This window comes from Bacillus mobilis (genome assembly GCF_001884045.1).
GTDB lineage: Bacteria > Bacillota > Bacilli > Bacillales > Bacillaceae_G > Bacillus_A > Bacillus_A mobilis.
Genome location: NZ_MACF01000137.1, coordinates 1 through 20,710 on the forward strand (window position 1 = coordinate 1; position 20,710 = coordinate 20,710).

General features: G+C 37.0%; 15 protein-coding genes and 1 riboswitch. Of the genes, 9 read left to right on the forward strand and 6 right to left on the reverse strand.

Annotation, left to right across the window (positions count from 1 at the left end; all coding sequences use genetic code 11):
* Window positions 1–56: 56 nt before the first annotated feature.
* Together thiC and lldP are read right to left on the reverse strand one after the other, a co-directional pair.
* Complete coding sequence (gene thiC / locus BAQ44_RS26545) at window positions 57–1,817, reverse strand: phosphomethylpyrimidine synthase ThiC (RefSeq protein ID WP_071724706.1); 1,761 nt, start codon at window positions 1,815–1,817, stop codon at window positions 57–59.
* Window positions 1,818–1,929: 112 nt separating this feature from the next.
* Window positions 1,930–2,045: riboswitch (TPP riboswitch) on the reverse strand.
* A gap of 71 nt (window positions 2,046–2,116) precedes the next feature.
* Window positions 2,117–3,778 carry an L-lactate permease gene (gene lldP, locus BAQ44_RS26550; RefSeq protein WP_071724709.1) on the reverse strand — a complete coding sequence of 554 codons (1,662 nt, stop codon included), beginning with the start codon at window positions 3,776–3,778 and terminating at the stop codon, window positions 2,117–2,119.
* 282 nt (window positions 3,779–4,060) lie between these two features.
* Here lldP and BAQ44_RS26555 point away from each other — a divergent pair, with 282 nt between their 5' ends.
* On the forward strand, window positions 4,061–4,378 hold the full coding sequence (locus tag BAQ44_RS26555; protein WP_071724711.1) for a magnetosome magnetite crystal formation protein family: 318 nt from the start codon (window positions 4,061–4,063) through the stop codon (window positions 4,376–4,378).
* A gap of 82 nt (window positions 4,379–4,460) precedes the next feature.
* Here BAQ44_RS26555 and BAQ44_RS26560 read toward each other — a convergent pair whose 3' ends face one another.
* Window positions 4,461–4,952, reverse strand: a complete 492-nt coding sequence (locus tag BAQ44_RS26560) for a metal-binding protein (protein ID WP_063262274.1) — start codon at window positions 4,950–4,952, stop codon at window positions 4,461–4,463.
* 50 nt (window positions 4,953–5,002) lie between these two features.
* The gene (locus tag BAQ44_RS26565; RefSeq protein WP_061679361.1) at window positions 5,003–5,368 is read right to left on the reverse strand and encodes a YkvA family protein; all 366 of its coding nucleotides are present in this window, start codon (window positions 5,366–5,368) and stop codon (window positions 5,003–5,005) included.
* Between the two features lie 546 nt (window positions 5,369–5,914).
* Here BAQ44_RS26565 and BAQ44_RS26570 point away from each other — a divergent pair.
* From BAQ44_RS26570 to BAQ44_RS26595, 6 genes are all read left to right on the forward strand, one after another.
* Window positions 5,915–7,843 carry an LTA synthase family protein gene (locus BAQ44_RS26570; protein WP_061679362.1) on the forward strand — a complete coding sequence of 643 codons (1,929 nt, stop codon included), beginning with the start codon at window positions 5,915–5,917 and terminating at the stop codon, window positions 7,841–7,843.
* Window positions 7,844–8,349: 506 nt separating this feature from the next.
* Window positions 8,350–9,231, forward strand: a complete 882-nt coding sequence (locus BAQ44_RS26575) for a D-amino-acid transaminase (RefSeq protein ID WP_080467749.1) — start codon at window positions 8,350–8,352, stop codon at window positions 9,229–9,231.
* 209 nt (window positions 9,232–9,440) lie between these two features.
* Window positions 9,441–11,198 carry a C40 family peptidase gene (locus BAQ44_RS26580; protein ID WP_071724713.1) on the forward strand — a complete coding sequence of 586 codons (1,758 nt, stop codon included), beginning with the start codon at window positions 9,441–9,443 and terminating at the stop codon, window positions 11,196–11,198.
* Between the two features lie 346 nt (window positions 11,199–11,544).
* Window positions 11,545–12,756 (forward strand): NupC/NupG family nucleoside CNT transporter, encoded by a 1,212-nt coding sequence (locus tag BAQ44_RS26585; RefSeq protein ID WP_071724715.1) that lies wholly within the window; start codon window positions 11,545–11,547, stop codon window positions 12,754–12,756.
* A gap of 253 nt (window positions 12,757–13,009) precedes the next feature.
* Window positions 13,010–13,765: a diguanylate cyclase domain-containing protein gene (locus tag BAQ44_RS26590; protein ID WP_071724717.1), complete on the forward strand. Its 756-nt coding sequence runs from the start codon at window positions 13,010–13,012 to the stop codon at window positions 13,763–13,765.
* Window positions 13,762–15,063, forward strand: coding sequence for a glycosyltransferase family 2 protein (locus tag BAQ44_RS26595; RefSeq protein WP_063262279.1), 1,302 nt, complete (start codon window positions 13,762–13,764; stop codon window positions 15,061–15,063). The genes BAQ44_RS26590 and BAQ44_RS26595 overlap by 4 nt, the downstream gene beginning before the upstream one ends.
* 564 nt (window positions 15,064–15,627) lie before the next feature.
* Here BAQ44_RS26595 and opuD read toward each other — a convergent pair.
* Window positions 15,628–17,145 carry a glycine betaine transporter OpuD gene (gene opuD / locus BAQ44_RS26605; protein ID WP_061679369.1) on the reverse strand — a complete coding sequence of 506 codons (1,518 nt, stop codon included), beginning with the start codon at window positions 17,143–17,145 and terminating at the stop codon, window positions 15,628–15,630.
* Window positions 17,146–17,810: 665 nt separating this feature from the next.
* On the opposite strand from opuD, the gene BAQ44_RS26615 reads away from it, so the two are divergent.
* Together BAQ44_RS26615 and BAQ44_RS26620 are read left to right on the forward strand one after the other, a co-directional pair.
* On the forward strand, window positions 17,811–18,689 hold the full coding sequence (locus BAQ44_RS26615) for a cell wall-binding protein EntA (protein WP_071724720.1): 879 nt from the start codon (window positions 17,811–17,813) through the stop codon (window positions 18,687–18,689).
* 79 nt (window positions 18,690–18,768) lie between these two features.
* Window positions 18,769–19,071 (forward strand): DUF3910 family protein, encoded by a 303-nt coding sequence (locus BAQ44_RS26620; protein ID WP_063262281.1) that lies wholly within the window; start codon window positions 18,769–18,771, stop codon window positions 19,069–19,071.
* 162 nt (window positions 19,072–19,233) lie between these two features.
* Here BAQ44_RS26620 and BAQ44_RS26625 read toward each other — a convergent pair whose 3' ends face one another.
* Window positions 19,234–20,631 (reverse strand): zinc ribbon domain-containing protein, encoded by a 1,398-nt coding sequence (locus BAQ44_RS26625; RefSeq protein WP_071724721.1) that lies wholly within the window; start codon window positions 20,629–20,631, stop codon window positions 19,234–19,236.
* Window positions 20,632–20,710 lie beyond the last annotated feature (79 nt).

Sequence of the window (20,710 nt, forward strand, 5' to 3'; positions counted from 1 at the left end):
TCTATATTTAAGTTAGGTACTACAGTGTGATCAATCAAGTAAAGAGGTGTAACGTGTTATTGGTATAAATGACTACCAGTGTCTTTAAATTCTTTCGCTTTCTCTTTCATCCCTTTTTCAATTGCTTCTGTCGTTTCTAAATCATTTTCTTTCGCATATTCACGAATATCATGTGAAATTCTCATACTACAAAACTTCGGTCCACACATGGAGCAGAAATGAGCTGTTTTCGCGCCTTCTGCTGGCAATGTTTCATCGTGATATTCCATCGCACGTTCAGGATCTAAAGATAAATTAAATTGATCGCGCCAACGGAATTCAAAGCGAGCTTTTGAAAGTGCATCATCACGCTGATGAGCCGTTTTATGCCCTTTCGCAAGATCAGCCGCATGCGCAGCGATTTTGTACGTAATAACCCCCTCGCGAACATCATCTTTATTCGGTAAACCTAAATGTTCTTTCGGCGTTACATAACAAAGCATCGCTGTTCCAAACCAGCCAATCATTGCAGCCCCAATTGCGGATGTAATATGGTCATAACCTGGTGCAATATCTGTCGTTAACGGCCCAAGTGTATAGAACGGCGCGCCCTGACAAATATCAAGCTCTTTCTCCATATTCTCTTTAATTAAATGCATCGGTACATGCCCAGGTCCTTCAATCATCACTTGCACATCATGTTTCCAAGCAATCTTCGTTAATTCACCAAGTGTTTCAAGCTCAGAAAACTGTGCTTCGTCATTTGCATCTGCAATCGAACCTGGACGTAATCCATCTCCAAGAGAGAACGAAACGTCGTACTGCTTCATAATTTCACATATCTCTTCAAAATGAGTGTATAAGAAGTTTTCTTTATGATGGAATAAACACCACTGTGCCATAATTGAACCACCACGTGAAACGATACCTGTCGTACGCTTTGCAGTAATCGGAATGTAACGAAGTAATACGCCCGCGTGAATCGTAAAGTAATCAACACCTTGCTCCGCTTGCTCAATTAACGTATCACGATACACTTCCCACGTTAAATCTTCTGCAATTCCGTTTACTTTTTCCAGCGCTTGATAGATCGGTACAGTTCCGACTGGTACAGGCGCGTTACGAATAATCCACTCACGCGTCGTATGAATATTTTTACCTGTAGATAAATCCATAATCGTATCTGCACCCCAGCGCGTTGCCCACGTCATCTTCTCTACTTCTTCTGCAATAGAAGAAGATACAGCAGAGTTTCCGATATTTGCATTAACCTTCACATGGAAATTACGTCCGATAATCATCGGCTCTGCTTCCGGATGGTTAATATTCGCTGGTAAAATGGCACGGCCTTCCGCGATTTCCTTACGAACAAACTCAGGCTCTACTCCTTCACGAATCGCAACATATTCCATCTCAGACGTAATGATGCCATTACGCGCATAATGCATTTGCGTAACGTTTGCCCCTTGCTTCGCTCTAAGCGGCTGGCGATCCATTTGTGGAAAAACAGGTGTATGTTTCGAAGCCACTTTCACACCGTCATCCTCTGGTTTCACTTCGCGCCCTTCGTATGCTTCTACATCCTCGCGCTCTATGATCCAAGAGTGGCGCGGCGTTGGAATCCCTTTTTCCAGCTCCACTTTATACGCAGGATCTGTATAAGGACCGCTCGTATCATACACACGAATTGGCGGATTCGGAATGCCGTTCGTTTCACTTTGTTCAATCTCGCGCATCGGCACTTTCATACCCGCGCGTGGTCCATCCACATACACTTTCTTACTTCCTGGTAAACTCGATTTCAATTCAATTTGCTCAGCTGAAACAGACTGTTTCATAACCTTTGTTGCCCCCCTGTACGTGACAAGGACGAGATATGGCCAGCGTATGCCAAAATAAAAAGAGCCAGGTCCATAAAAAAATAAGGACCTGGCTCATAAAGACATCATTATGTAAAGCCGTTAACTTCCCTACGCTGGTACGAGCCAGATCAGGTCCAAAGGGTTAAGAAGTTCACGCGCTTCTCTCTCAGCCTACGCATACGTTAGGCACCCCTAGTTTATCACTGATTTAATTTTCAATACTTTCCCATCATACACGATAATCTGAAAAATGCAAAGTTTATTTCTTTTGTTGTTTATGGAATCATCCACGTTAAATAATATGCCTGTACATACGTCATAATACCAACAATAATTACGAAGAATAAACTATGCTTCACTGTAAAGCGGAATAAATCTGATTCTTTTCCAGCAAGTCCAACTGCCGCACAAGCAATCGCAATCGATTGCGGAGAAATCATTTTTCCTGTTACACCGCCCGTTGTATTTGCTGCAACGAGAAGTACTTCAGATACACCGACTTGCTGCGCTGTAATCGCTTGTAAATTCGAGAACAGTGCATTCGCTGACGTATCGGATCCTGTTAAAAATACACCGATCCAGCCTAAGAATGGTGAGAAGAACGGGAATAGTCCGCCAGTTCCAGCAAGCGCTAACGCTAGTGTAGAAGATAAACCAGAATAGTTTGCGATAAATGCGAATCCTAATACGAATCCGATAGATAGAATTGGCATCTTAAGCTCATTTAGCGTTTCTTTAAATGTTACTACTGCATCTTTTGCACTCATTTTCAAAATAAAGATAGAAATGATACAAGCAATTAAAATTGCTGTTCCCGTCGCTGATAAAACATCGAATTTCAAGATTGCTTCATAAGGCGTCGGTTTATTTACAATTGGTTCTGCTTTCATTACTAGATTGTGTAAGCCTGGAACCTCAAACTTAAACACAAGGCTTTCTAATGCGCCACCTGGAGCAAATAACGCTTTAAAGAAACTTTGGCTCCAAATGACTACCATTACAGTTAAAATAATGAATGGAGACCATGCTTTTACTACTTTTCCTACTGTTAGTTTCGGCATAGATGTTGCTGTCGTTGTCGCAGCTACTTCACTATTTGCTTCTTTAGACTGATAGATTTCTTTCGGCTGCCAAACTTTTAAGAATAGCGATAAACTCACTAAACTTACAAGTGCTGATGTAATATCCGGAAGTTCTGGTCCTAAGAACGTCGCTGTAATGAACTGCGTAATTGCAAATGAGCTACCCGCTACAAATAGAGCTGGCCATGTTTGTCTTACTCCTTTAAATCCATCCATTAAAAATACGATAAAGAACGGAACAAATAATGATAGAAACGGTAATTGATGTCCAGCCATTTGTCCAATTTTATGTGGATCAATACCTGTCACTTGTCCAGCAACTGTAATCGGAATTCCCATCGCTCCGAACGCTACTGGCGCCGTATTTGCGATTAAACAAAGACCCGCTGCATATAAAGGATTTAGTCCAAGACCTGCAAGAAGTGCTGCCGTAATCGCTACTGGTGCACCAAATCCTGCTGCCCCTTCCAAAAATGCTCCAAATGAAAAACCGATTAAAATAACGAGTAAACGATGGTCATTTGTAATGGATAATACAGATGCACGAATGACATCGAATTGACCTGTTTTTACAGATATTTTATATAAAAATACCGACATAATGATAATCCAAGCAATCGGCCATAGTCCGTATAAGAAACCATATCCCGTCGCTGCCATCGCCATCGTGAACGGCATCTTATAAGCGAATAACGCCACTAAAATTGTAAGTACAACTGTAATAAATCCTGCCACATACCCCTTCATGCGGAAAACTGCTAAAGCTAAGAAAAAAAAGATAATCGGAATAAGTGCGACCGCTGCCGAAATCCAAATGTTTCCGAACGGATCATAAACTTGTGTCCATGTGTTCATTATTCTCTCCCCCTAAAAAATCCCCTTTTAAATAGAGTAACCTCATCAATAGACTATCAGGTCATCATACCTTTAAGTCTAAAATAAAAAACGTCCAAGAAAACGTTTTCATTAATTCTATCACAACAATTTCCATTACGGAAGATTTTTTTGAAAATTTCATTTTTAACCTAGAAATCTTACAAAAGCGTCACGTTCTTGTAATGTTCATCGATAGGAAGCTCGCTACATTTCCTGCATAATAAAGGTATAACAACGGATATTATTTATGAGGTGATATATATGAACGGAAACAAAATATTAGCAGCTTTATCATATTTTAGTGTATTATTTGCCCCTATCTTATTCCCAATCATTGTGTGGATCGTGGGCGATTCTGAAACGAAACCACATGCAAAACGCGCTCTATGGACACACATTATTCCAAGCATCGCGTCATTTATTGGATTGATTATTCTAGGAATTATGGGTATCGGATCTGATCAACCAGACGTAACACTTGGCATTGGAGCAATGATTGTCTTATGTATTTGCGGCATTATTAGCTTATACTACTTCATTTGGAACATCGTAAAAGGTATTAAAATACTGAAAGCTTAAGTTTAAACAAACGTTTGATTAAAACATCACGCATAATGGCAAAGGAAAAAACCGTCCCAAAATACCTTTTGGGACGGTTTTTTTATCTTCTGCGTTTCTTCTTTTTTCTCATCATTTTCTTGCGGCGCGTATTCACTTTATCCGCTATAATGTGAAGCGTGCTTGCCACAACAATTCCCATTACGAACGTTATAATTTCAACCTCATGTTTCTTCGCAATTTCTATTAAATTCCCGTCAAGCGCGATTACATTTAATAGGAATAAAAACGGAGAAAATACAATTAACATGTATGCAATACGAATCACATCACCAAGTATAATTGTATGTGTAAAGAAGGATCGATGCGGCATTACCTTCTTATACGGATACCAAAATATACGTAAGAATCCCCATTTATTATACGCATTACTATACGTATCTAAATCCGGCGTTAAAAATGTAGTACCTACTAAAAAGCCAATTGCAAAAGTTAATAAAAAATCAAAGTTTGTTAATCCATACGAAAAGAGCATAAACAAAACAACCGGAAGGGATATTAAGTTTATTTTCGTATGAGTTCTTCCTGATGGCATAATGCACTTCCTCGCTTATGTTCGCCCTGTCACCATATGACAGTTCTCACCTATTGATCTAATTTCTGATCGATAAAGGATGTGTCTATATCCGAACCAAACCATTCTGCCAACTTCACTCGTGCCTTATCTTTCACATCTTCATTGACGTATATTGACGCTTGTAATAGCGCAGCCATTAACGCCCCTAAATCATCCGTATAACCAATTCCAGCAACGAAATCTGGAATCGCATCAATCGGTGCAATAAAATAAGCAAGTGCTCCAATTACAATAATTTTCACTCGTTTTGGAACATCCGGTTTCTGCAAAACGTAAAACAATAATAAACTTGCATAAATGACCGATTGCCCTGCTTGCTTTGCAACATGTTTCACTTTCTTCCAAAACGCTTCAACTGAAAATTTTTGTTCCATGTAAAAGCCTCCCTATTTTTAAAAAGAAATAAGCTACAATATGTTATCAGTAAAAGTTCATCAAAATTACACATAATCTATCAATGAACTTTCATTGTAACAAACAAACGAAAAAAGAACAAGTGTTCGTTAATTTTCCTGTACTCTCCTTCATATAATAGGTTTCTAGATAACCGCTTACCCATCGTCATTTCTTATTTCTCAACAAAGAAAATTTTCAATTCTACTTAACATTCTGCTCTACCTTTGTTATATTTTCTAGTTGACGGACATATAAACGAATGTTAAAGTTTTCTCTGGTAGTGACAAATCTCATACAAAAAATGTAAAATGTTATAGTGTTTCTCAGAAATGAATTTTGTTGTATAATACAGAAATGACGTTATGCTTATGAGCAGCACAAGAAACCAAAAGGGTATGCATAGTTATAGTCGTATATGGGTGAATATAGAACCTCTAATTATGGCCAAGAAAACTATGTATTTTTTATTTTAGCATTTTTCGCTCCAAAATCGACCAAGCCTGATAGAGAAAGGGTGGAAATGAATGAAAGAAACCTTGAAATCACAATTTCAAAATGTGCGTTTCACTGTATTCGTAGCTTTAGCCGTATGGTTGAAGACATATATTATTACACGCACAAGCTTTGATTTAAAACTTGAATCTTTCATGCAAGAATTCATTTTATTCCTTAGCCCATTAGCAGCATCATTACTGCTTGTTGGCCTTGCATTATTTGCAAAAGGAAAAAAACGTAACTATATAGCACTTGGAATTAATTTTGTCTTAACAATCATTCTTGTTGGTAACGTAATGTTCTACGGATTCTACAATGACTTCGTTACTTTACCTGTACTAGGACAAACATCTAACTTTGGAAGTTTAGGTTCTAGTGTGAAAGAATTGTTTAACTACAAAATCATCCTTGCATTTGCTGATATTATCGTATTCTTCATTTTATTGAAGAAGATGAAGAATTTTGCACCGACAGAGCGTGTAGCACGCCCAATGCGTTCCCTATACTTCGTGTCAACAGTTGCTATTTTCTTCGCAAACTTAGGACTGGCAGAAGCCGAGCGTCCTGAACTATTAACACGTTCATTCGACCGCGTTATGCTTGTTAAAAACTTAGGTTTATATGTACACCAAGTATACGACCTTGGCTTACAAGCAAAATCAAGTTCACAAAAAGCTTTTGCTGACGGTAGTAAGTTACAGGAAACAGAAAACTACGTAAAAACAACACAAAGCAAACCAGATCCAAATATGTTTGGTACTGCAAAAGGGAAAAACGTAATTGTTGTCTCTCTTGAGTCATTACAAACATTCTTAATTGGTGCAACAGTTAACGGACAAGAAGTTACACCGTTCTTAAACCAATTTACGAAAGAAAGTTATTACTTTGATAACTTCTTCCATCAAACTGGGCAAGGAAAAACATCAGATGCTGAATTCTTAGTAGATACTTCCATGTATCCACTAGACCGTGGTGCTGTATTCTTCACACACGGTAATAATGAATATACAGCAACTCCAGAAATTTTACGTGAGCAAGGATACCACACATCAGTATTCCACGCGAACAACGCAACATTCTGGAACCGTAACATTATGTATCCGGCACTTGGTTATGATCGTTACTACAACGAACTTGACTACAAGATTACGCCAGAAACGAAATTAAATTGGGGATTAAAAGATATCGAATACTTCGATCAATCTATCGATATGTTAAAAGAAGTGAAGCAACCGTTCTATACTCGCTTCCTTACTTTAACAAACCATTACCCATTCACTTATGATGAAAGTACGAAATTAATCGATGAATACAATTCTGGCGATGGCGTATTTGACCGTTACATGGTAACTGCTCGCTATTTAGACGAAGCAATGAAACACTTTATTGAGCGTCTAAAAGCAGAAGGTATTTACGACAACTCAGTTATCGTATTCTACGGTGATCACTACGGTATTTCTGAAAACCATAACCGTGCAATGGCACAGTTCTTAGGAAAAGAAGAAATCACTGCATTTGACCATATGAACTTACAAAAAACACCGATGTTTATTCACGTTCCAGGTCAAAAAGAAGGTAAAACAATTTCAAAACCAACTGGTGAAATTGACATTAAACCAACAATTCTAAACTTACTTGGTGTAGATTCTACGAATCAAGTTCAATTTGGTCATGATGTATTCTCACCTGATAATAAAGGATTCGTTGTTCTTCGTGACGGTAGCTTCATTACAGATAAGTACATGTACACGAACAGTACATTCTACGACCGTACTACTGGCGAAGTTGTACAATTACCAAAAGAAGAATCTCAACCACTTATTGATCGTGCACAAAATGAATTGAACATGTCTGACAAAATCATTGAAGGTGACTTACTTCGCTTCTCTGAAAGTAATAAGACCAAAACTGGTGAAGTAAAGACAGCTATTAAAGAAGAAAAAAAGAGCGCTGAGTAATCTCAGCCTCTTTTTTTATATTTCTCCATACAATCACTTATATTCATTAACTTTAACATTACATAACCTTTACCAAATATTCACATAAGATTAATGAAACATCTCTATAATAAAATATGTAAGCGAGGTTCTATATATTCCTTATCTCTCATCTTTAATAAGATCCCTTAAAGAAATATATGAATCGTTTATTTCTACTTTCTTATAATTGTCTTTCAATGTGTTTTGTTTCCATACACAAAACATTCAATAAGACGATGTCCCTATGAAAGATAGCTACCCTCCTTGTGCAGCATTCCATAAGAATGTTGCTTTTTTTTATTCAAAAGCAGGATTCTTATTTCTTATTTTCGAATTTGTATATACAAAATGCTGTAAATCACTACTACTTCTCTACCATTTACAAATACATATACGTCATATGTAAAGAAGTACTCACATAAAAATTACTATAGTGATTTTTATTCCGAATGAAAGCTTCACTTTACTTATGTACTTACGAAAGGATGGGACGGAAATTGGCATATGAAAGATTTGTACTTTGGAATGATGCAGTTATTGATACAACGAAACAAAAAGCGTACATAGCACTTGAAGAAAGAGGCTTACAGTTTGGAGATGGTGTCTACGAGGTTATTCGCCTATATAAAGGGAACTTTCACTTATTAGATCCGCATATCACAAGATTATATCGCTCCATGGAAGAAATAGAATTATCACTCCCTTTCTCAAAAGCAGAACTTATTATCCTACTTTACAAACTAATTGAAAGCAATAATTTCTACGAAGATGGAACGATTTATTTGCAAGTATCTCGTGGTGTACAAGCTCGTACCCACACATTCTCATATGACGTCCCGCCGACAATCTATGCCTATATTACGAAGAAAGAAAGACCTGCGTTATGGATTGAATATGGTGTACGTGCTATATCAGAACCAGATACGCGCTGGCTACGCTGTGATATCAAATCATTAAATTTATTGCCTAATATATTAGCTGCTACAAAGGCTGAACGCAAAGGTTGTAAAGAGGCTCTTTTCGTACGAAATGGCACTGTAACTGAAGGAAGCTGTTCTAATTTCTTTCTCATAAAAAACGGAACTCTCTACACACATCCAGCCAATCACCTTATTTTAAATGGTATCATTCGTCAATATATCCTTTCTTTAGCGAAAACCCTTCGCATTCCTGTACAAGAAGAACTATTTAGCATTCGCGATGTTTATCAAGCGGATGAATGTTTCTTTACAGGAACGACGATTGAAATTTTGCCGATGACTCACCTTGATGGAACTGCAATTCAAGATGGTCAAGTTGGCCCTATCACAAAAATGCTACAAAGATCCTTTTCTCAAAGCTTGCTACAATCCAATATGTCTTCTTAAACACGAATAATTTCTTTTCTTTCTACATTCAATATATGTATTTAAATGGAAATCAAGGTGTAATTTATGCCTTGATTTTTTCTTGTAATCTTTTTGTCATATTCAGATTCCCGCATAAGTCTTGACAGTAATCGACATGCTCTTTAGAATTTTTAACAGTTGGTAAATATTTCTTCACTACATTACAGACAGAAAGGAATCGACAAATTATGAAAAAATACCTTGCCGGTCTTGCGGCAGTGTCTGTAGCAGGAGGAGCAGCACCTACACTTGATAGTGTTCAAGCTGCCCCTGAACAAAATACACAAAAAGCTGCTACACAAACTGTCCAAGCTTCCGCATCAAACAGCTCATCTTATACGGTAAACACTAGCGTATTACATGTTCGTGCAGGATCTAGTACTTCTCACGACATCATCTCACGCGTGTATAACGGTCAATCTTTAAACGTGGTTGGCGAAGAGAATGGTTGGTTCAAAATTAACATTAATGGACAAACCGGCTTTGTTAGCGGCGAATTTGTATCAAAAAATGGAGCAAGCAATTCTAATGTAAGTACATCGGGTGGAAACAATAAAGTTACTGCTGATGTATTACGTGTACGTACTGCTCCAAACACTTCTAGTTCTGTTTCAGGACGTGTATATGAAGGACAAACATCAAACGTAATTGGGCAAGAAAATGGTTGGGTGAAAATCAACCATAATGGACAAGTAGGTTATGTAAGTAGCCAATTTGTATCTGGTGCTTCTTCAAATACGGGTTCTTCAAACAACAATACAAATAATAACAACCAAGAATCTGTAAAACCAGCAAGTGGAAACTATACAGTAAATGTATCTTCCCTTCGTGTTCGTACAGGTCCTAGTACTTCTCATACAACTGTAGGTTCTGTTGCAAAAGGACAAGTCGTACAAGTTGTTGGCGAAGTTCAAGATTGGTTCAAAATCAATTATGCTGGACAAGCTGCTTACGTAAGCAAAGACTACGTGACAAAAGGCGGTTCTAGCGACAACGTTACACAAGGTAACAACCAAGATAACAAACAAGAACAAAATAATAATGTAACCGTTCAAACTGGTGGTACTTACGTTGTTAACGCAACATCTCTACGCGTTCGTACAGGCCCTGCTGCTTACCATAGTGTAATTGGCGGCGTGTTAAATGGGACTACATTAAACGTAGTTGGATCTGAAAACGGTTGGTTTAAAGTAAACTATCAAGGAAAAACAGGCTTCGTTAGTAGCGAGTTTGTAAAATTCGTTAAAGGTGGCACTGCTACTCCTGAACAACCGAAACAACCTGAACAGCCAAAACAGCCTAATCAAGGTGCAATTGGTGACTACTACATTAATGCTTCTGCCTTAAACGTACGTAGCGGCGAAGGTACAAATTATAGAATCATAGGCGCACTTCCACAAGGACAGAAGGTTCAAGTAATCTCTGAAAACTCTGGATGGAGTAAAATTAACTACAACGGTCAAAATGGTTATATCGGAACACGTTTCCTATCTAAAACACCAGTTGGCGGTGCTGTAAATAATAAGCCTAACGAGAATCAAAATAATAATAATAATAACAATAACAATACAAGCAATAATAATGGCGATAGTTCTTCCCTACTTGCATACGCAAAAGGAATGCAAGGCGTACCATACGTTTGGGGCGGTACTTCTGCTACTGGTGTTGACTGCAGTGGTTACATCTACCACGTATTTAAGAAATTTGGTCATAACATTAGTCGTCAAAGTGTTGCAGGATATTGGAGCAGCTTACCACAAACTTCAAGCCCACAACCAGGTGACTTAATTTATTTCAAAGACACTTATAAAGCAGGTCCTTCTCATATGGGTATTTACCTTGGCGGGGGATCATTTATCCAATCTGGAGATAAAGGTGTTGCAATCGCTTCATTAAGCAATTCTTATTGGAGTAAGCATTTCTTAGGTTATACGAAAGCACCTTAAGCTATATTTTTAGAGCCTTCTAGATTACTAGAAGGCTCTTTTTAATGTGTATAACCTATTACCCTCAAAAAATAATGTATCTATTTTCCTATTTCATACACTATATTCTACAATAATGATCCATAACGTTATCATAATGTATATTTTCACATAAAAAACATAACCTATTTCATGTCTAATCATTTTATATGTGTTTTTTTAAAGAATTTTCTTTTTATTTAAACTTTTCATTAGACGTTTGACCTCTGATGTCCATTATGATAAGTTACTTAAGATGTTATATTCGTAAATGTATAGACAACTGGTTTATACACTTTTTTTACTATGAGGAAGGAGCTTACACTGCATGAATCTTTTATGGGGAATTGGCGGCGTGATTGGAGTATTAGCAATTGCTTTCTTACTATCTTCCAACCGCAAAGCTATTAATTGGCGCACAATTTTAATCGCGCTAGCATTACAAATGTCATTTTCATTTATCGTATTACGATGGGATGCCGGAAAAGCAGGTTTAAAATACGCTGCAGATGGCGTTCAAGGATTAATTAATTTTTCTTACGAGGGAATTAAGTTCGTTGCTGGGGATTTAGTCAACGCAAAAGGCCCTTGGGGATTTGTTTTCTTCATTCAAGCACTACTTCCAATCGTATTTATTAGTTCATTAGTAGCAATCTTATATCATTTCGGTATTATGCAAAGATTTGTTAGTGTCGTTGGTGGCGCATTAAGTAAACTTCTTGGAACTTCTAAAGCAGAAAGTTTAAACTCAGTAACAACTGTATTTTTAGGACAAACTGAAGCTCCAATCTTAATCAAACCTTACTTAACACGTTTAACAAACAGTGAATTCTTCGCTATTATGGTAAGCGGTATGACAGCTGTTGCCGGATCAGTTCTTGTCGGCTATGCAGCAATGGGTATTCCGTTAGAACACTTATTAGCAGCAGCAATTATGGCAGCTCCATCAAGTTTATTAATTGCGAAACTAATTATGCCAGAAACAGAACAAGTAGATAATAACGTTGAACTTTCTACAGAACGTGAAGACGCAAACGTTATTGACGCAGCTGCACGTGGTGCATCTGAAGGTATGCAACTTGTTATTAACGTAGCAGCAATGTTAATGGCCTTCATCGCTTTAATCGCTTTATTAAATGGTCTATTAGGATTAATTGGCTCTCTGTTCCATATTAAACTTAGCCTTGATTTAATCTTCGGTTACTTACTATCACCATTTGCAATCTTAATCGGGGTTTCTCCTGGTGAAGCTGTACAAGCAGCAAGCTTTATCGGTCAAAAACTTGCAATCAACGAATTCGTTGCATACGCAAATTTAGGACCACACATGGCAGAGTTCTCTGCAAAAACAAATTTAATTTTAACATTCGCAATCTGTGGATTCGCAAACTTCTCTTCTATCGCAATTCAGTTAGGTGTAACAGGAACATTAGCTCCTACTCGCCGTAAACAAATTGCACAATTAGGGATTAAAGCAGTTATCGCTGGTACATTAGCGAACTTCTTAAATGCAGCAGTTGCAGGTATGATGTTCCTATAAATTGATAAAAGTCCCCTCTTTTCTAAAGAGGGGACTTTTTGTTATATATTTTTTTGATATATATTAAATACTTTATGCTTAAATATAAAAACATTATGATACAATAATTAGTAAGTCTGTTTATTTTTTCTTGTAAAAGAGGGATACTACTTGTGGTTGCTCTGTAAAATAACCTAGTCATCCGGTCTATTTCTTAATAATTGCACATACTACAAGTATCCTTGCATGAATTATCTTTAAGGAGGAAAGTTTTGTGAAAAATAACTTCTATAAAGTCCTTTCTATGTGGATTTTACAAATTTTATTTTATTTTACAACTGTACATGTAACACAATATGAGCATGCTCTCATTTTCACAATTATATATGTAATTGTTAATGTACTATTTCTATTATTGACTGATAAAACCGCATTTGTACTTTTTATATTAGGTACCATTACTTCGGTATTCTACCTATTCTACCAAGCATGGCTTTACTTATGGAGTACAACAGAACAATGGGAATACATTATTACGCACTTCCTAATGGCAGCAAACTTCTTCATCGTATATATATCAACTCATTTATTAAAGAAGGTTATTCATGAAAATAAAGAATTAACTGAACGTGTGAGAACGTTAGAACAATACATTGGAGAATCAAAATTATTAACAAGACAAGAATTCGAAAGACGACAAGCATTATTAATCACTGCAATGAATCGTCGTAATGAAACAGGCGTTATTATTTACTTTGACTTCACTTCCTTTAGTAAATATACGAAGGAAAGTGTTATGGACCGTGTAGCTTCATTATTAGTTGAAACAATAAGAGATGACTTTGACCTTGCTGCTGAATACGATAATAATAAGCTCGTTATTTTATTACAAAACACAAATGAAGCCGGTGCTGACATTGTAATGAACCGCCTAAAGCCAAAAATGGAGCAATGGCTTGCTGCTGAAGCAATCCAAGATATAAAAATTTCACGCGAGCAAATTGGGAACAAAGGACAGACGTTATTATGATGACACTCGTTATACTACTTTTATTCCTTCTGTTTTGCGTACTCGTTTTTTGGATTAGCATCACATTTTCGATTAAGTATATACTTATCTTTACAGCCTTTCTTTTCTCTGCCTTACTTGTTTACTATTCTTTCTTAACACTCGCAGGCTTAATTCACCGAAATAGTAAACGAAAAGATCGTACGCTAGAACAGTATCCAAGCGTCGATATTTTAATACCTGCCCACAATGAAGGTGTCGTTATCAAAGATACTTTAGAGGCGATGGCGAAGATTGAATATCCAGGCAGACTAACTGTTTATTTATTAAACGATAACTCTCAAGATGAGACACCTGAAATTGGTGACGATTTCGATAAAGCTTATGCTCATATTCGTCACATTCGTGTTCCAGCGGGTGAGCCAAAAGGGAAATCGCGTGTATTAAATTATGGTCTTAGTATTTCAGATGGTGAATACTTCTGTGTGTATGATGCAGATAACCAGCCTGAACCACATGCACTGCGAATGCTTGTAGAACACGCTGAAACAACCGAGGATGCTGTTGGAGCTGTCGGTCACGTTCGTACTGTAAATGAAAAAAGAAACTGGCTAACAAGAATGATTTCGTTAGAATTTCAAATCTTCCAGCTCCTTATGCAATCCGGACGCTGGTTACTATTCCAAACAGGTTCACTAACAGGAACAAACATGCTTCTTCGCCGCTCTGCATTAGAAGAGCTTGGCGGCTATGACCCGTATGCAATTGCAGAAGACGCTGAATTAACATTACGGATTACACAAAAAGGCTATCTCTTACCGATTGTTCCAGAATCGATTACATGGGAACAAGAACCTGAGCATTTAAAAATCCTGATTAAACAGCGTACACGATGGCTCCAAGGGAACTTGTATATTTTAGAAAAAATGTTTTCTTCCTTAAGTTTCTTTAAAGGAAAACTTCTCGTCCATTCCTTACAACAAGTTTTAGTGTATGTTGTATTTTGGCTATTCTTAATCATTTCGAACGTTTGGTTTGTAATTGGGTTACTCGGGATATTCCAAATTCAATATAGCATTCCGCTACTATTTATGTGGTATGTCGCATATATTACATATGTTTCTCAATTATTTAGTGCCCAGAGTGTGGAACGAACCTTTACACCCACTAATATTTTTATTAGCGTTATCATGTACTTTACGTACGCACAGCTCTTTACGTACTTATTCATTCGTAGCTTAATTTTATACTTACGTGCAAAGAGCAAGAAACAAGTCATTGGCTGGGATAAAACAGTTCGATTCAAAAAAGATAAATAATAAAAATAAGCACAGAGCGCCGTATGCTCTGTGCTTATTTATTGCCGTATAAATTATATATCAGACAATACCCCTTAGCTGAAAGTAATTTCACGTCCATCCCCCAACGAACGATTGACCTTCATTTATATACGAAAAAGTGATTGCTATTTTTGTAGAACCAATTGCTTCTCTAGCTGTTCTTTGCGCGTTTCAGTCTTAGGTTCCGTGCTTTCTTGGACACTACGATGTGCCACACGTTTCAAACAAATATGCTTCCACTTTCTTTCGTAACGTTTCATTATTCTAGATGTCCCCCTTGAATGCGCTTTAAAACTATTTGAAATCGCTTACAGGAAATAATATAGCACATATACATAAACGTGACAACACATTTCCGACAATTTTTTGTCAAAAATATGAATAGAATACGCGAAATATCGAACATTGTCGAAATTAATCGATTTTCCTTTATATAAAAGGCATACTACTTTATAGAGTAAAGTATTTTATTTCCCTGACTTGCTGTTAAAGTTCCTTCTATATAAAAAAGAGCTGATACATAATCAGCTCTTTTTCCTTCTATTATTTATGACGCTTCATACGCCCTTCTTTTTGTAACTCTTTAAATAATGCTGCCATCATAAAGAAAATAACGAAGACGAATGGGAATGCTGCTATGATAGCTGCCGTTTGTAAGGCTTCTAATCCACCTACATATAATAAGATAGAAGCTAACGCTGCTAAAACGATACCCCAAACCATTTTAATGCGGTTTGGTGGATTTAAACTACCATGTGTCGTTAACATCCCTAAAACGAATGTCGCAGAGTCTGCAGATGTAATAAAGAATGTAGAAATCAGAAGAATTGCTAGAACAGATAAAGCTGATCCAAAGCTTCCCATCTGATCAAACATAGCGAATAATCCTACTTCTGTTCCCATCTCTTTCACTTTTTCAAAGATATGTGCATCACCAAACAACTCCATATGAATACCAGTCCCGCCGAAAACAGAGAACCAAAGCGCACCGATTACAGTCGGTACGAGTAACACACCGATAACAAACTCACGAATGGTACGTCCTCGTGAAACACGAGCAATAAACGTACCTACGAATGGTGACCATGCAATCCACCATGCCCAATAGAAAATTGTCCACGACTGAATCCATTGGTTTCCGCCTTCATCTAATGGACTTAAACGGAAGCTCATGCTTGGCAATTCCTGAAGATAAGAACCGATTGTTGAAGTGAAGTAATTCATAATAAAGTTTGTTGGACCTGCAAATAATACAATAATCATAAGTGCAAACGCCAAAATAATATTCGCATTACTTAAATATTTAATTCCTTTATCAAGACCTGTTTGCGCAGATAACATGAAAAGAACGGTTACGATTGCAATAATAACTAACTGTGTCGGCAATGAATTCGGGATAGATGTTAAATAACTAACACCACCAGCAATTTGTTTCGCACCAAGACCCAATGATGTTGCAACACCAAACACAGTTGCGAAAACAGCTAACACATCAAATGAATGAGCAATACGTCCATGTTCCCCGCCTTTAAATAACGGACCTACTGTCGCACTAATCGTACTTGCTTTTCCTTTTCTAAAAGTAAAGTAAGCAATACACAGCGCTACAAATGCATATAGTCCCCACGGATGTAATCCCCAATGGAAAAATGAAAAGCGTAGTGCAAGACGCGCACTTTCCTCAGTTGCACCTTCTCCAAATGGAGGTGCGTACAAATGGTTTAACGGTTCGGCAACGCCCCAGAAAACTAAGCCGATACCCATACCAGCGCTAAATAGCATAGCAAACCATGTCATATAACTATAATCAGGCTCATCATCATCTTTACCTAAACGAATAGAACCGTATTTCGAAACAATTAAAAAGATAGACACACCTAATATAATAGAAACAGAAATAATATAGAACCATCCAAACTTACTAACTAATGCAGTTTGAATTGCCGTTGTTACATTTCCTAGGCTACCTTTTCCAATAATAGATTCGGGAATAATCCCCCAAATTGTAAATGCAATACATAATGTTAATGAAACGATGAATGTTTTTGTCAGTTTCCTCATCAAATCCCCCTTCGTAGGTTTCACTTTTGTAAATAACATCAATTCCGATATGTAAAATCGGATAGAAAACTATGATTTTTGCGGTGATTTTCTTACTTTCACCTTCACCAATTCGAATTCTTATGGACAGCCTTACCTTCCGTATAATCTTTTTACTCTGCAAGAGCTACAAGATCGAAATACTGCTGTCAAATTGTGCGAGAAAAATGCGGATGGGAATGTGTTTTCCCAAAAAAGGATGTGTTACAGATGTAAAAAAGGGCATTTTTCTTCCTTGCAACCCTTTCTGTTTGTAACAATTATGCGGTTTTTTTGCTAGTATATAGCACGTGTTTATAGTTTCACAAACAAAATGTTTATGTTTATATAACTATATTACCCATAAAACGGTAAAATACTCAAGGAATGTAATCGTTTAGTAAACATCATGTAACACTCCTGTAATATTTTTATTTACGCCGAAAACAATATGTTGTATTAAATATTTTGAATATAAGTAGAAACCTAATAATCATATGGAATGAAAAACGCTTTCCTATATTTTTTGTTATATTACAGGATGTTAACGACTTATTACGAATGGTTTGTAATTGTGTGTTTTCCCGAAATCCGAAAAAATCTGTTGCTATAATGAGGACACGAAAACAAACGCAATGGAGGCTATCATGAAAAAATTAATTGGAATAGCAACAGCAGCAGTTTTTGGTCTTGGGATTTTCACATCATCTGCTAATGCAGAAACTGTTGTAACAACAGACGTACTAAATGTACGCGAAAACCCTACTACGGAATCAAAAGTTGTCGGTAAATTACTAAACGGTAATAAAATAGATGTTCAAAATACAGAAAACGGATGGTCAAAAATCACTTTAGATGGTAAAGACGCATTCGTAAGTTCAGAGTTTACAAAAAGCATCTACTACGTAACAGCTAACGTATTAAACGTACGTGCTGAAGCGAACACAGACTCAGAAATTCTTGGGACGCTTACGAAAGACGATATGATCGAAACAACGAACCAAGTACAAAATGAGTGGTTACAATTCGAATATAACGGGAAAACAGCTTATGTTCACGTTCCTTTCTTAACAGGTACAGCACCTGTTATTGAGAAACAAGAACAACCTGCTCCTGCTAAAACTGTAGCACCAGCTAAAGCGCAAGCACCTGCAGCACAAGCAAAACCAGCTGCTAAGCCTGCTGTGAAAGCTGCTGAAACTAGCGAACCTTCTAATGGTCGTGAGTTAACAGTTGTAGCTACAGCATATACAGCTCACCCAAGCGAAAACGGTGGCACATACGGCGGCCGTGTATTAACTGCAATGGGTCATGACTTAACAGCGAACCCAAACATGAAAATGATTGCTGTTGACCCGAAAGTAATCCCATTAGGATCTAAAGTATGGGTTGAAGGTTACGGAGAAGCTATCGCTGGAGATACTGGCGGTGCAATTAAAGGTAACCGTATCGACATCCTACTTGGATCAGATAGTGCTGCTCAAAAATGGGGACGCAAAACTGTTAAAGTGAAAATTTTAAAATAACCAATGACTGCTAAAGCCGGTTCTCTTTGTTGAGAGCTGGCTTTTATTTTTTTATAATAGCTATAAGGAGGTTATGTCCATGAATGTACAAGCAAAAGTAGACTGGATCGGTACACCAAAACCGTATATATATAAAGATGAAGTAACATACGATGCTACTTCCATTGACTTTTCACTCGCTGGTGATGACAATCGATATAAATTAATTGTGCTCAGCTCTGAAGAAAATACACATTACAAAATTGTCCAATATGGAATCAAACCCGGCTCACAAAAGCCATTTCCTATCGACATTCCATTCGAACAAAATATGTTACCAATCGTAGAAAAAATATTACATGATCCATATGTGCAAGCGATATTAAAGGAAACGCGCTCATAATTGTAAAAAAGGATATCATCTAGCTGGTTTTTTCGGCTAAGTGATATCCTTTTATTTTCCCTTCGTGAACATATCAATGGTTCGACACGACATATTGATTTACTAGCAAATATTCACATAAAAAGAGGCTGTTCAACAATATTGAACAACCTCTCTTCTTTATTAGCGAGTCGGACCAGATACTTCCTCTGACTTAAGCGTATTATTCGCTCCAAGAGAATGGTACAATATCTTTCCATCTCCATTAACAGTAACGATATGGTCATTACTAAAGCTCTTAAATTTAACAGAGCCATCACCGTAACGAATATGGTACTCTTCATATGTCGTTACTTTATATTTCGTAGCACTTTGACGCTCTACACTACGAACTTCCATTGTTAATAAGTCTTCTGTAATTCCTTTTTGGTATAGATATTGTAAATACTCACGATCCTGTTTATAAGATGGCCCGCTCTTATCATAATTATTTGCGATAATACTAAAATCATTTGATGAAATCGCACGTACATTATCATAAATGTGTGTTCGTACAAATTCACCAGCTGCTGAGCTCGATATTTCTTTTACGCTTGGCGTTTCTTTTGGGAACTTTAAATAATATGTGCTTTGATCCCCAACTTTGATACTTTCAGATTTAATGGCACCAAGCTCTGTATTTTTCTCTAAATGCACTTCTACCGTTTCATCTGTCGCTACAGGTCCCAGTTTATAACTTCCGTTACTCAATTTCCCACGCTTTTTACCATTCACAAAAACAGTCGCGTCATTTTCATCAGAAGAGATAGTTACATAATTTCCTTCAAGTGATAAATTCACTTCTACTGTCCCTTTCTTTTCATCTGCTAAATCCACTTCTTTTTCTGTCTCTAATTGAGTAAGTTCTGCTTTCGCCTTTGCCTTCACAACATAAGAACCTGGAAAATATGGCCCTAATTCTTTTGAAGTTTTACTACTAGAAAGCTCTACTTCTTTTTTATCATTTACATATATTTCAGCATTCTTGGCCGTTATGCTAACATTCATGTAATAAGATTTCATACTGAACTTATACTTCGGATATAAGAACCATTCTTTCCCATCTTCTATGATTCTCCCATCTTCAAAGGATACTGTACCACTTACTGAATCTTTAGCTATCACCTCTTTTTGCAAGTAGTATAGTAATGCTTTATTGTATGAAGGGTTGTCTTTTAAATAACGTATGTATGCCTGAATGTCTTCTGACTTCACTTTTAGACCTGGATCATCTACTTTTACAAACTCATCGATTGCACTAACATCGTTCTTTTGGAATGCCTCAATCATTTCATTTACTTGCTTCTCTTTTGAAAACTTATACGCCCCGAATTGATATACTCCAAATAATAAGGCAGCAATTACGATGAAACCAATAAAAAGAAATATATTTTTCTTACTTCGTACTGGTCGCGTCTCTCGTTGCATCTCCTCACTAGAAGCAACCATACTTGCCGAAGTATCTTCTGATTTATTGCGGCACCTAGGGCAAAAATTCAAATGACCTGCAAACTGTTCCCTACAAGTTTCACAAAACTTCAATATGCTCTCCCCCAATTTTCCTCTAACTTTATTGCGGCACAATAAAGCTTATACTTTTTCTATAGCAGGTAATTTCAGC

What these genes read in the sequence shown, in the direction of transcription:
- thiC (WP_071724706.1), bottom strand. Translation starts at nt 1,817, where the DNA reads ATGAAACAGTCTGTTTCAGCTGAGCAAATTGAATTGAAATCGAGTTTA.
- lldP (WP_071724709.1), bottom strand. Translation starts at nt 3,778, where the DNA reads ATGAACACATGGACACAAGTTTATGATCCGTTCGGAAACATTTGGATT.
- BAQ44_RS26555 (WP_071724711.1), top strand. Translation starts at nt 4,061, where the DNA reads ATGAACGGAAACAAAATATTAGCAGCTTTATCATATTTTAGTGTATTA.
- BAQ44_RS26560 (WP_063262274.1), bottom strand. Translation starts at nt 4,952, where the DNA reads ATGCCATCAGGAAGAACTCATACGAAAATAAACTTAATATCCCTTCCG.
- BAQ44_RS26565 (WP_061679361.1), bottom strand. Translation starts at nt 5,368, where the DNA reads ATGGAACAAAAATTTTCAGTTGAAGCGTTTTGGAAGAAAGTGAAACAT.
- BAQ44_RS26570 (WP_061679362.1), top strand. Translation starts at nt 5,915, where the DNA reads ATGAAAGAAACCTTGAAATCACAATTTCAAAATGTGCGTTTCACTGTA.
- BAQ44_RS26575 (WP_080467749.1), top strand. Translation starts at nt 8,350, where the DNA reads ATGGGACGGAAATTGGCATATGAAAGATTTGTACTTTGGAATGATGCA.
- BAQ44_RS26580 (WP_071724713.1), top strand. Translation starts at nt 9,441, where the DNA reads ATGAAAAAATACCTTGCCGGTCTTGCGGCAGTGTCTGTAGCAGGAGGA.
- BAQ44_RS26585 (WP_071724715.1), top strand. Translation starts at nt 11,545, where the DNA reads ATGAATCTTTTATGGGGAATTGGCGGCGTGATTGGAGTATTAGCAATT.
- BAQ44_RS26595 (WP_063262279.1), top strand. Translation starts at nt 13,762, where the DNA reads ATGATGACACTCGTTATACTACTTTTATTCCTTCTGTTTTGCGTACTC.
- opuD (WP_061679369.1), bottom strand. Translation starts at nt 17,145, where the DNA reads ATGAGGAAACTGACAAAAACATTCATCGTTTCATTAACATTATGTATT.
- BAQ44_RS26615 (WP_071724720.1), top strand. Translation starts at nt 17,811, where the DNA reads ATGAAAAAATTAATTGGAATAGCAACAGCAGCAGTTTTTGGTCTTGGG.
- BAQ44_RS26620 (WP_063262281.1), top strand. Translation starts at nt 18,769, where the DNA reads ATGAATGTACAAGCAAAAGTAGACTGGATCGGTACACCAAAACCGTAT.